This window comes from Gilliamella apicola (genome assembly GCF_003202655.1).
Classification (GTDB): Bacteria; Pseudomonadota; Gammaproteobacteria; order Enterobacterales; family Orbaceae; genus Gilliamella; species Gilliamella apicola_R.
In genome coordinates this window covers 491,058-503,355 of record NZ_QGLR01000009.1, presented here as the reverse complement: position 1 = coordinate 503,355, position 12,298 = coordinate 491,058, and the positions used below count along the sequence as shown (strand labels likewise).

The 12,298-nt window shown below is 35.4% G+C and carries 10 protein-coding genes and 2 tRNA genes; 3 read left to right on the top strand and 9 right to left on the bottom strand.

Going from position 1 to position 12,298, the window contains the following annotated elements; all coding sequences use genetic code 11:
- The 4 genes from ruvA to recQ form a co-directional block, all read right to left on the bottom strand.
- Positions 1 to 609 carry a Holliday junction branch migration protein RuvA gene (ruvA, locus tag DKK70_RS06895; RefSeq protein ID WP_110433324.1) on the bottom strand — a complete coding sequence of 203 codons (609 nt, stop codon included), beginning with the start codon at positions 607 to 609 and terminating at the stop codon, positions 1 to 3.
- Between the two features lie 256 nt (positions 610 to 865).
- Positions 866 to 1,204 (bottom strand): YbaB/EbfC family nucleoid-associated protein, encoded by a 339-nt coding sequence (locus tag DKK70_RS06890; RefSeq protein WP_110433323.1) that lies wholly within the window; start codon positions 1,202 to 1,204, stop codon positions 866 to 868.
- 33 nt (positions 1,205 to 1,237) lie between these two features.
- Positions 1,238 to 3,370 (bottom strand): DNA polymerase III subunit gamma/tau, encoded by a 2,133-nt coding sequence (gene dnaX, locus DKK70_RS06885; RefSeq protein WP_110433322.1) that lies wholly within the window; start codon positions 3,368 to 3,370, stop codon positions 1,238 to 1,240.
- 263 nt (positions 3,371 to 3,633) lie between these two features.
- Entirely contained in the window at positions 3,634 to 5,463 is a 1,830-nt protein-coding gene (gene recQ / locus DKK70_RS06880) for a DNA helicase RecQ (protein WP_110433321.1), read from the bottom strand.
- A gap of 301 nt (positions 5,464 to 5,764) precedes the next feature.
- On the opposite strand from recQ, the gene DKK70_RS06875 reads away from it, so the two are divergent.
- Positions 5,765 to 5,841 (top strand) — tRNA-Val (locus tag DKK70_RS06875).
- A gap of 502 nt (positions 5,842 to 6,343) precedes the next feature.
- On the opposite strand, the gene DKK70_RS06870 is transcribed toward DKK70_RS06875, so the two are convergent.
- Positions 6,344 to 6,676, bottom strand: coding sequence for a tail fiber assembly protein (locus DKK70_RS06870; protein ID WP_110433320.1), 333 nt, complete (start codon positions 6,674 to 6,676; stop codon positions 6,344 to 6,346).
- 1 nt (position 6,677) lies between these two features.
- Positions 6,678 to 7,229, bottom strand: a complete 552-nt coding sequence (locus DKK70_RS06865; RefSeq protein ID WP_181415936.1) for a hypothetical protein — start codon at positions 7,227 to 7,229, stop codon at positions 6,678 to 6,680.
- Between the two features lie 846 nt (positions 7,230 to 8,075).
- Between DKK70_RS06865 and DKK70_RS06860 the strand changes: the two genes are divergently transcribed.
- Positions 8,076 to 8,258 carry a ribbon-helix-helix protein, CopG family gene (locus tag DKK70_RS06860; RefSeq protein ID WP_110433318.1) on the top strand — a complete coding sequence of 61 codons (183 nt, stop codon included), beginning with the start codon at positions 8,076 to 8,078 and terminating at the stop codon, positions 8,256 to 8,258.
- A 702-nt stretch (positions 8,259 to 8,960) separates the two neighbouring features.
- Here DKK70_RS06860 and DKK70_RS06850 read toward each other — a convergent pair.
- A tRNA-Arg gene (locus tag DKK70_RS06850) sits at positions 8,961 to 9,032 on the bottom strand.
- Positions 9,033 to 9,159: 127 nt separating this feature from the next.
- On the opposite strand from DKK70_RS06850, the gene DKK70_RS06845 reads away from it, so the two are divergent.
- A complete protein-coding gene (locus DKK70_RS06845; RefSeq protein ID WP_110433316.1) occupies positions 9,160 to 9,918 on the top strand; it encodes an MlaA family lipoprotein in 759 nt (252 codons plus the stop codon).
- Between the two features lie 61 nt (positions 9,919 to 9,979).
- Here DKK70_RS06845 and DKK70_RS06840 read toward each other — a convergent pair whose 3' ends face one another.
- On the bottom strand, positions 9,980 to 10,771 hold the full coding sequence (locus DKK70_RS06840; RefSeq protein ID WP_110433315.1) for a TIGR03915 family putative DNA repair protein: 792 nt from the start codon (positions 10,769 to 10,771) through the stop codon (positions 9,980 to 9,982).
- Positions 10,772 to 10,774: 3 nt separating this feature from the next.
- The gene (locus DKK70_RS06835; protein WP_110433546.1) at positions 10,775 to 12,040 is read right to left on the bottom strand and encodes a putative DNA modification/repair radical SAM protein; all 1,266 of its coding nucleotides are present in this window, start codon (positions 12,038 to 12,040) and stop codon (positions 10,775 to 10,777) included.
- Positions 12,041 to 12,298: the final 258 nt, after the last annotated feature.

The window sequence follows — 12,298 nt, the reverse complement described above, 5'->3', positions numbered from 1 at the left end:
TTATAATGCTGACTTTAATGCTTCACGTATTAGCGTTTCACAATCCATATCTGGTTTTATGACTTTGCTAATAATACGGCTCGCTTCTTGCGGTTTATAACCTAGAGCAATAAGCGCAGAAACCGCTTCACCTTCAATTTGATTGGATGATTTTTTAACGCTACCAGTCTCAACAGTTGCGTTCATATTAGCTAACTCTTCACCAAATCGTTTAACACGATCTTTCATCTCAACAATCAATCGTTCAGCCGTTTTGGTACCCACACCTGGTAATTTTACTAACGTTTTAATTTCACCTTGTTCAACTGCGCTAATAAATTGACTGGCGGACATTCCTGATAAAATAGCTAACGCTAATTTAGGTCCAACACCATTGACTTTAATCAACTCACGAAATAGCTCTCGTTCTTGTTCATGATTAAAACCATATAACACTTGAGCATCTTCACGCACGGCAAAATGAGTTAACACAATTACTTCTTTACCATTTTCAGGCAACTCATAAAAACAGGTCATTGGCATAAAAACTTCATAGCCAACACCACCAACTTCAACTAACACTTTGGGTGGTTGCTTTTCAATTATGATTCCACGTAAACGACCTATCACAGCATATCCTTAATAATTAATGTTAATCAAACAATTTGAATCAAATAAGACCGATATTAAATAACTTCTACCCTTCAACATCAGTCTAATTAGCATGATCAAGATTGAATTAGAATTAAAAAACGATTGTGAGTTAGTTTACCTGATAGGAAAAAATTAATAAAGATAAACTGTATAAATAGACAGGCGATAAATAGAAATTTTGCCAACACAAGTTGGCAAAACCAATAATAAAATATAGCGTTAATTATCCAAATTAAAATGGCATTTTAAAACCAGGTGGTAATTGCATGCCACCAGTAACTTGAGCCATACGCTCTTTTTGAGCTTCTTCCAAACGTCGAGTGGCATCATTATAAGCAGCAGCGATCAGATCTTCTAACATCTCTTTATCATCCTCGGTTAATAAAGATGGATCGATTTCAACCCGTTTACAACTATGTGTACCATTAACGGTAACCTTAACGATACCCGCGCCAGACTCTCCAGTAACCTCTAGTTTAGCTATCTCTTCCTGAGCTTGCTGCATTTTTGCTTGCATTTGTTGGGCTTGTTTCATCAAATTACCCAAACCGCCTTTTCCACCTGGAAACATAATTATTCCTCATTAAAAACATTTAGTCTGTAATTATACAGGACGAATACTCGATTCATCAATCTTGGCATCAAAATATTGACAAATCGTCTCAACTTTAGGATCTTGGTGAATCGTCAATTTAGCTTGTTCAAGCTTTTGTTGATATAAATCCTCACGCATTTCTAACGGTGTCTTATTAGCCTTATTATCATCAATCACCACCTCTAGATTGAGTGTTTTTTGACGATAATTTGACAGCGCAGTTCGCAACTTAATACAATTTGCTGACGATTTAGCTAGATGCTCCACAGCCGAACGCGTATGCAAAATAATATGATTATCATCAATTAATTCAGGGTAGGAATTAATCGCAATTTGCTTAATTAACGGTGCAATCTCCAACTGTTCAATTTCCGCACTCCAAGCATCTTTACTGACCATCTCTTCAACCAATTTTTTCGTCATCTCTGGTGTTTTATCAACTTTAAGCGATTCACGAACCGATTTCGCATCAATCAACGAGTCATTTTTAGCGTCATTTAGTCCACTAGATTGCCATTGATAATTTTCTGCGGTAATTTCTTCTTCATCATCCAACTCATCAACCACCGCTACCTCAACCTTACTGTTTGAGTTTGCCACAGGACTAACGCGCTTCAATTTAGATTTAACTAGGTTGCTTGCTGGTTGATTGACATCAACCGATTCAGACTTTTTTGGCTTCTGTTCCTCTTTAATTAACTGCATTCGCATCTCTAAAATATTTTTAGTGATGGATGAGGCTTCCTCAGGAAGCGATATCGACGAATCAGATCCAGACGAAAGAGCATTGTTAGCTTGATTAGCCTGTTGTGGTAATGCTGCATTATTGGCAGCAAAAGCAGATAATTGTGTGTCGGTTTGCTTTTGTGGTTGTTCCTCAACTTGTGATTCAACTGATGACTTATTGGTTTCTTTGATTGTAGAGATCGGAGAAGAAGTCACCGAGGTTGTTGCTACTGTTGCCGGATCCATTTTTGGCGGATTAGACTTTGCGATGGGTGAATGTCCAATAGCCGTTTCGCTAACGGTTGTAGCTGGTGGAGTAATCGAATCAACATTTTTAGGCATAAAAGCTAAAGCTCGTAAAAAGCTCATCTCAATGCCCATTTTCTTATCTGGTACAAAGGCGAGCTCTTTTCGCCCCATTAATAAAATTTGATAGAACAACTGCACATCATTTGGCGCCATATATTGCGCTAAAAAGCGCAACTGCTCCTCATGATCTGCATAATCACCTAAGGCAGTAGGTACCACTTGCAATAATGCAATTTGGTGCAACAACGCAATACTTTCCGCCAATAAATTATCCCAATCAGCACCTTGCATTGCCGCCGCGGCAATATGTTGCATCAACGCATTTCCATCGCCTTGATAAAGCGCATTAACTAATGCAAAAGGGATGGCCTTATCTAAGGTGCCTAACATAGATGCAACCGAAACGGCATCGACCTTACCATTGCCAAGTGCAATAGCTTGATCGGTCAAACTTAACGCATCACGCATGCTACCATTCGCGGCTTTTGCTAACAATTGAATCGCTTTTGGTTCACTCTCAATATGCTCTAATTGTAAAATATGATTCAGTTGCTCGCCAATTATCGACGTATCAAGCACATTCAAGTGCAAATGCAAACAGCGCGACAAAATAGTAATAGGTAATTTTTGAGGATCAGTTGTTGCTAACAAGAATTTAACGTGTTCCGGCGGCTCTTCTAAGGTTTTCAACAGTGCATTAAAGCTGCTGCGTGACAACATATGCACTTCATCGATTAAATAAACCTTAAAACGCCCTTTAGTTGGTAAATATTGAATATTATCTAAGATTTCACGAGTATCTTCGACTTTAGTTCGTGAGGCGGCATCGATTTCCAACAAATCAACAAAACGGCCTTGTTCAATTTCACGGCAATTATCACAAACACCACAAGGAGTTGCGGTAATACCACTTTCACAATTTAAACCTTTAGCTAACAAACGAGCGATCGAAGTTTTTCCCACCCCTCGGGTACCTGAAAACAGATAAGCATGATGCACCCGACCAAGAGAAAGGGCATTAGATAAAATCTTCAAAACATGTTGTTGCCCTACTACCTCAGAAAATGATTTGGGTCGCCATTTACGTGCTAAAACTTGATAACTCATAATCACCATTACTTATTACTATTAAATTTTGCTAATCATACCACAATCAGTCAAATTAGTCTTTAAGATGCCGATCGCTGACTTAATCATTGACAACATATTATTAATAAGGAAGATTTCTGTTCAATTAGGCTATTGAACCGACATTATTTTCGAAATAAATTTATCATAGACACCATCTTAAATAAGGTATCTTTCATTTAAAAAACCTCTTTTCTTAATTTTTTTACCGATGGAGTAATTTGAATAACTTAAATCTCAGGTTATCTGTTCTTTAGTGTAAAATCAGTAATCTCATCTAAAAAAAGATCACCGTATTTCTCTAATTTAATTTTACCCACACCCGACACGTTGATAAGTTGTTTCTTACTGTCTGGCATAGTTTGCACCATTTCAAGCAAGGTTGCATCACTAAATACAATATAAGGAGGGATGTCATCCATATCTGCAATTTGTTTACGTAATCGCTTAAGATTATTAAATAAAATTCGTTCTTCGTAGGATAAAATAGTGGTTAAATTAATCGCCCTTGCATAACGATTAAGACGACTTTTCTTAACTATTTCTAATCGTGGTTTGGCTAACTTTAACGATACTTCACCTTTCAATATTGGCCGAGCATTTTCAGTCAATTGCAAAGTGACAAACGTTGAAATATTTTGATGTAAATACCCTAAAAAAATTAACTGTCTAATCACACTATGCCAATAATCAGAAGAGTGCTCTTTACCAATCCCATAAACCGACAACTTATGATGACCATTTTCTTTAATTTGCGAACGTCCTGACCCGCGTAGAATATCGATAATATATTGCGCACCATAACGTTGCTCGACTCGATAAACACAAGACAAAACCTTTTGCGCATCAATCAACCCATCATATTGCTCAGGCGGATAAAGACAAATATCACAGTTATTACAAGGTTCGGTACGGTGTTCACCAAAATAATTTAACAACACAATCCGCCGACAAGTCATACATTGTGCAAACGACTCCATCGCCTCAATTTTATGCTGTTCCACTTGTTTCTGCTCATTATCATATTTTTCAGCAATTTGTTGCTGATACCAATTTAAATCTTTATTATTAAATAGTAGTATCGCCTCTGCGGGCACACCATCACGCCCTGCACGACCGGTTTCTTGATAATAGGCCTCAATTGAACGAGGACAATCAGCATGGACAACAAACCTTACATTAGGCTTATTAATCCCCATTCCAAAAGCAACCGTTGCAACAATAATTTGGGTATTATCTTTTAAAAAACTCTCTTGAGCCATTTGGCGCTCATTTGGTGATAGACCAGCATGATAAGCCATAGCAGAAAACCCTCGTGCTACAAGTCTGGTTGTCATATCCTCAACTTTAGAACGGCTAGAACAGTAAACAATGCCACTATTGCCTTTTTGGGTTTCAATAAATGATACTACTTGCTCAGTGAGATTAAATTTTTCCACCACCGTATAACGAATATTCGGCCGGTCAAAACTGCGTACGACAACCAACGGATCGACTAAATTAAGCTGGTGAAGAATATCTTGCTGCGTCATCTTATCGGCAGTGGCAGTAAGAGCGATGATTGGCACTTTGGGAAAGCGCATTGATAAATGATTTAATTGACGATATTCAGGTCTAAAATCATGTCCCCATTGTGAAATACAATGCGCTTCATCAATAGCGATTAAGGATGGTGGATGTTGCTCGATCATTGACAAAAACGAAGAAACAGCCAATCGTTCAGGAGAAATATATAATAGCTTTATTGAATGATTTAAATATTGCTGAATAATATATTGTTGTTCTGTTCCAGATTGAGTCGCATTTAAAAAAGCAGCAGGGATACCATTTACCAATAGCTGATCGACCTGATCTTTCATTAAGGAAATAAGCGGAGAAATCACCAAAGCAGTACCTGACAAAACAACCGCCGGAATTTGGTAACAAAGGGACTTACCCCCACCAGTCGGAATAACAGTTAAAACATCACGTCCGCCAATCACTGATTCAATAATATCTTTTTGTTGATTCCTAAATGACTTATAGCCAAAAACATTATGTAGAACATCTTCAATCTGATCTTTTAGCGACATAATAACCTGAACCAGTAATACTTAATAAAGTTGTGGAGTATAGCCAATTTAAAACTTGCAAACCACTAGCAACGCACATTTACTTATGAACAATAATAAAAAATCGAATCAATTTCGAATAATCGTTAAGATTAAAGTAGAAATAGAATAATAAAAATGTGACTATTATTCGACTTTTCAATATAAAATTTGCTTATTTTATCATCAAATTTGTTCGACAGATTAAAAAAACAGCTATTTTTAATTATTTTACTTGAAACAAAACTATTTGCCCGCTAATATTTGCGTGTTTCCAAAATATACGCCCGTAGCTCAGTTGGTTAGAGCATCACCTTGACATGGTGGGGGTCAGTGGTTCGAGTCCACCCGGGCGTACCAATTCAACGCGTTATTCTACAAACCTTACAGTAGATTCTTATTAGCTTTAAAAAAACGTTGGGATAAAACCTTCGACAAGAAGTTTGTATTGTTAATATCAAAATAGCTAATTTTGCAATTCAATTTCTAAATTTTTGTTGATCACACCACTAATTCAACTAGTGATTTTAGTTCCTTACTAAACTGTAGCGTTTTGTTGGCTATTTACCTATATATCAGACTTCAAGTTTACCTATTACGACGTTTATCTCTGAAAATTTGTCCGGAGCCATTTGCGAAAGCCAATAGGCGAATTGTCCATGATTATCGAATTAAGTTTGTAGATTGCTGCCGTGATAGCCAATGTGTGTACTACCCTTCTGATTAGATAACTCATATAGGAGCAATATATCATTTATGGAAGCCATTAGTTTCCTATTAATAAATAGTATTGTTTTCTCCAATTTTAGATATTAAAAACCACCCGAAGGTGGTTTTTATTATTGTAATTGTGTTAAAAAAATTAATGAGGCTTTTCTGGGAAAGTGAGATTGATATCGTTGACGTCTAATTTTTTTAGATTAATTCGATATAATTTCCATTCTTTTAGGATTGCTATATCTTCATCAGCAGCCTCATCAAACTCTATTTTATCATTTAGTATATCTATTTCGGCGTTTGCTTCTTTCAACAAAGATTGTTTAACCTGATGATTTTGATAAATAATTTGCTCATCTGTTAACTTCATTGGTTGCGGAACAACGAAAGTTAATTTGCTGTTTTCAATTTTTAACGCCCTACCTTCCTCATTGGCTTTTATCGCTGCTTCTGCATATTCTTGATTTGTAATTGTCATATTAATATCCTCTTACTGTCCAACGAACTAGTACTGCTCCAGGAATGCTTGATGTAAACGATGCTAGCCAAAACGCGGTTGGATAAACTTCTGCATAAGCAAACTCTGTTTGAGCCCAAGCACCACTATTAATCTTATCAATACTTATTCCATAATTATATGATTTCATTGGTTTTAGCAAATTAATGAATGTTCCGTGTATTGCATTAATGCTCTTAGTTTCTATATATTGAGCATCAGATTGTTCAATAAATCCATCTGAATAAACTCGATACCAAGCGTTACCATTATGATACGACTCAACAACATATCCGCGATTACTAACAGTATTTAAACTATCTCTAATTGAGTTAATTTTATTATCAACATCAGTTAAATCTGTAATTAATGATTTACCATCCACAGTCGGCATTTTTTTGAACTCAACATTAGAACATATTGAGTGGGTAGTTGTTCCATTTTCAACACTTTTTGTCGCAGGTAAAGCACCAACAAGATCAGCAGATGCATTAGCGGTTGTAAGGGCCTCATACCAAGCTCCGTTTCCTGTCATGTCTGAGCATCTATAATAAATCCGGGGTCGATTGTTATTAATAATTGAGCGTGTTTCAATGCCCAATGATTCACAAGTAGTTCCACATTGATAATTAGTTAATTTTTCACTCATATTTCCATCCTTTAAACAAAAATTCAAAGTACCAATAAGATAATTGAAATAGTTAATTGTGTTTCAGGTAATGTCCTATTTATGAGTTATTTATAAAGTGCATTGGATCTGCATTTCATAAAATGACTCGCTAAAGATAATGCCACAATCTAAAAAATTAAGTTAATTAATGGATTTGTAATAAAAAATGATACAAGTGTAGTCAATTAGAGATAATTAATAAGAAAAATAAAACCATTTGTAAAATAGTGAAGATTTGTATGTGAGTTAACTTTATTTAGGTTGGTTAAACTGTAAATACTCCATTGTAAATACACAAGTCTAGTAGTAAATCACGCTATTTGCTTCATGTTTTTATATTCAATTGGTAACATATTACTTAATGCTACATGCGGTCTTTCTATGTTATACATCTTTAACCACTCTTCGTTTTTTTTCTTACTTATTTTAGATTTTCAGATAAATACAGATCTAACACCTTCATTCGAGACGCCCGGTTAAATCATTCTATATAGCCATTTTGCTAAGGGTTGCTAGGTTTAATATATTCAAAGGTTATTCCATGTAATTTTGCCCAGTTTGTTAATCTGTTATTTTTATTATCAGTGAAAAACGCGCCTTCAGAAATAAATTTTAAAGTATGCACAAAAGATTCAAACTATTGTTAATCGTAGCTATCAATCTTATAGTACTCTAAGGATACAAAAGGTATTGTCAAATGAAGGAGACTATATGGCATTAACTAGAGCTGAGATTCAAAGAAAAAGTGACGAAAAACGAGGTGTTAAATCAAAAGCATATAAGCTACCCATTGATATTATTGAATTAATTGTTGAATTGAGTGCTAAAACGGGAAAATCTCAAAGTAAAATTATTGAAGAAGCAATACTAATGTTCAATCATTCACTTAAATAATTAATATATTGGCTAGCCTATTGTTGCTAGCCAATAAACTATAGGTCGGGCTTTTCGTGATTTGCAATTTGATTTATAACTGAGCTCATACTCATTGACATCATGCGTTTGATGGGTAGGCATTTTTCATTATCAATCAACTTTTGAATTTGATCTAGAATGTCGTCGCACCACGGTTTATTTTGAATCAATTCGTGAACCTTTCTAAGATTATCGTCTTTCATGTTTTTCAAGAAATAGAATATTTACCTAATTTGATAATATAACTTTTCCTGTTTATTGTTAACCTCTTAATAATTCGATCTAATTGCTTATTAGCATCATCAGAAAGCGGTACTGCATTGATAAAGCTTATTCGCTATCAGTCTTGCAAAATTTTACTTCACAAATATTACACAATTTGTTGTTGGTAACCAAAGGAATAGCGTTACCAAATTGCCATAACTACTCAGCAAAAAATGCTTAAACTCGTTTATTTTGTTAAAGAAGAAATTCTTCTATAAACTAGGATTAGTGATATAGGACACTATAATTGGAAGCGCAGATTATATGATTCGCAAAAAAATTTACCAAATCCTTTTAAATATTGAGAAGCTGAATGGGAAAAGGTCAAAAAACATTTAAAGATGGCATAGATTTTAAAAAAATCCAATCAGTGCTTGATAGTTGATAAATTTATAGAATAGATTAACATATTAAATTTGACCCCAGCAGGAATCGAACCTGCAACTAGCCCTTAGGAGGGGCTCGTTATATCCATTTAACTATGAGGTCAGCAACGATGATTATTCTAATAAATTTATCAAGATAATACCATTTAATTAATGAAAAATTTTCTATTTTGAGCAAACATGATACAATTCATCTATTCGGCAATTTATTATTTTTATTCGGTAACATTATGAAAAAAAGAATAATAGGTATGATGTTCTCGGTTATGGCACTAACTAGTTGCGCAACCTATCAACCTGAAACAAATAGTTATAGTGACCCATTATCGGGTTTTAATAAAACCATGTTTAATGTTAACTACTATGCACTTGACCCGTATATTTTACGTCCTGCTGCTGTAGTTTGGAAGGATTACGTACCTACACCAATACGTAAAGGGGTTGTGAATTTTTCATCTAACCTCTCTGAACCTGCATCGGTTGTCAATAGTGCGTTACAAGGTGAAGGACGAGAATCGGGTAAACATTTAGCCAGATTCTTCATCAATAGCGTTTTTGGTGTAGTTGGTATTTTTGATGTTGCAGGAATGGCTGATCCTCAGTTACAAAAAGGTGCTAAACATAGTTTTGGTCAGACATTAGGTCATTACGATGTGCCTTATGGTCCTTATGTTGTGTTGCCTTTCTATGGTTCAGCAACCCTTCGTCAAGAAGGTGGTGATCTTGTTGATTCTTTGTATCCGCCACTTGTTTGGTTAGACTGGGAATGGGCATTAGTGCGTGGCGCTGTTGATGGTATAGAACTTCGCGCCGTAGCAATTGAGTATGAAGATTTACTTAAAAATAGCGATGATCCTTATAACTTTATGCGTAATGCTTACTTCCAACGTAATGATTTTAATGCGTCTGGCGGTAAAGTTGATGAGCAAAAAGAGAAACAACGTCAAGAAAGTATTAACAGCATTATTAGCGATATCGACGCCCAATAATTTTCGCTTCGCTTTAATACTTGATAAATTTGATAAAAAACGCCGATTTGTTCGGCGTTTTTTATTTTCCTTGCATTTCCGGCAAATGATGCCAAAACCGTTTTGGCATATTTTGTCGTTGTAATTTAGGGTTAATTCTTTCTTTGATCGTTAGCGCATTACAATAGCGATACCACATGGTTTGAAAACGCTTTTCATCATCTGTCAAATAATCTTGATTGATTTTGTTATCAACAATGAGATGATCATCCTCATTTAACGAAATTTGCTCAAGCTTTTCTAAATTATAAAAATAACCATACTGGCGCTTTTCATCATAAATTGCCCATTTTTGGTCAGCATAGCGATCTTTGAAAAATCGTGTGGTTAATGGTAAAGCATTATAAATAGGCTCGATAACCGCAAAATAGATTTTTTCATCAATATCGCTTGCTGGGTTTTGGATACTATTAAATCGTACAAATTGCTGGATATGATGCTTCTCTTTATTCACTTTTTTTGCTATATCGTGAACTGCAAGTACATCTGGATCACCAAAATCGGTTTCAATTGAACGGTTTGATTTAAAAACTTTGCAAATATAACGAAAGATGATTAAGTCACTTTCAGGCAGTTCAGATAACCAAGTAAACAAGATTTGATTAAGGGCTATCGGCGATAACTTTTTTTGTAGCGCCGTGTATACTCTTTCATATTTACTGTTCCGATATTCCACTTGGTGAGATTCTGACAGTAAAAGCGGCACTATGTCATCAGTTGTCAACAAACATTCAGGCATTTTTTTGAGTTTAAACGCATCAAAAACCGCACATAACAGCCCTTCAAAAGTTTTGTCATAATAAAACCCAAGCATAGCTTACCACCCCATCACTAGTTGTTGTGGAATAGGATCTTTGTTAACTTCAATCAGAGGCTGATCTTGCAAGCTAAGTCGAATATATTCAGCGGATGAATCAAGTAATTTATAGGTTCTCATTTCATGACAAACAATAAAGAATTGCGCACGTTTAAGCACCACGCCGATCCGTTTTAATGCTTCGATATTGAGTTTTCGATGTCGTCTTGCCATCACAATTAATTTTGCTGATTTAACACCAATACCGGGTACTCGCAAAATCTTTCGATAACTATCACGATTAATATCGACCGGAAAAAACTGTGGATTACGAATCGCCCAAGATAACTTTGGATCGACAGTTAAATCAAGATCAGGATGTTCATCATTAACAATCTCATCGACGTTAAAATCATAAAAACGCAGTAACCAATCCGCTTGATAAAGACGGTTTTCACGCACTCTTGGTACTTCTTGCAGTACGGGTAAACGTTTATCATAACTATTTACCGGAATAAATCCCGAATAGTAAACTCGCTTCATACTTGGGCGCTTATATAACTTAGCGGTAAGTTGTAATATTTGATTATCGGTTTCATCCGTCGCGCCAATAATTACCTGTGTGCTTTGTCCTGCTGGCACAAATTTTGGTGTTGATTTGAGCTTTTTACGGTCTTCAATATTTTCCAGTAAATTTTGTTGAATATGGCGCATGGGTTGATAAATAGTTTGATGATCTTTATCTGGCGCAAGCAGTTTTAAATTGCGTTCCGTTGGGATCTCAAGATTGACACTCATTCGGTCTACCAATAACCCTGCCTCACGAATTAACTCATTACTTGCACCCGGGATCGCCTTCATATGGATATAACCATTGAAATGATATTCTTGGCGTAAAATTTTAACCACGCGAATCATTTTTTCCATGGTATGATCAGCACTACGCACAATACCAGAGCTTAAAAAAAGCCCTTCAATATAATTACGACGATAAAACTCAATCGTTAAATCGGCTAACTCTTTCGGTGTAAATCCAGCGCGAGGAATATCATTGCTTTGGCGATTGATACAGTAAGCACAATCAAACATACAGTAATTGGTCAACATGATTTTTAGTAACGAAACACATCGACCATCGGCGGTAAAGGAATGACAGATACCACAACGTGAAGCACTACCAATACCTTTGTTTTTATTACTGCGAGAAGTACCGCTGGAGGCACACGAAATATCGTATTTCGCAGATTCCGCCAATATCTCAAGCTTTGATATCATTTTGTCTTGAATCATAATCATTACCAATAACTGTATATATTAACAGTATTATAACTATTTTAGATGCCTTCGCAAGTAAATAATCAGATCGCAAATAACAAAAAATGTGTGCCATTAAACCACTTTTATAGCCAATTTCATTAAGAAAGCATTAAGGAAATGTAAAGATGGTTAATGCTATTGATAACTTATTTTACAAACCTCATCTTATTTAAAAATTTATAAATAAAATCAATCGTAGGGTATTGTTCAGCTTACAAGTGTACGCTA

Bases quoted from the DNA above. Each gene is read 5' to 3' on its own strand.
- DKK70_RS06890 (WP_110433323.1), bottom strand. From the start codon at position 1,204: ATGTTTCCAGGTGGAAAAGGCGGTTTGGGTAATTTGATGAAACAAGCC.
- dnaX (WP_110433322.1), bottom strand. From the start codon at position 3,370: ATGAGTTATCAAGTTTTAGCACGTAAATGGCGACCCAAATCATTTTCT.
- recQ (WP_110433321.1), bottom strand. From the start codon at position 5,463: ATGTCGCTAAAAGATCAGATTGAAGATGTTCTACATAATGTTTTTGGC.
- DKK70_RS06870 (WP_110433320.1), bottom strand. From the start codon at position 6,676: ATGACAATTACAAATCAAGAATATGCAGAAGCAGCGATAAAAGCCAAT.
- DKK70_RS06865 (WP_181415936.1), bottom strand. From the start codon at position 7,229: ATGACAGGAAACGGAGCTTGGTATGAGGCCCTTACAACCGCTAATGCA.
- DKK70_RS06860 (WP_110433318.1), top strand. From the start codon at position 8,076: ATGGCATTAACTAGAGCTGAGATTCAAAGAAAAAGTGACGAAAAACGA.
- DKK70_RS06845 (WP_110433316.1), top strand. From the start codon at position 9,160: ATGAAAAAAAGAATAATAGGTATGATGTTCTCGGTTATGGCACTAACT.
- DKK70_RS06840 (WP_110433315.1), bottom strand. From the start codon at position 10,771: ATGCTTGGGTTTTATTATGACAAAACTTTTGAAGGGCTGTTATGTGCG.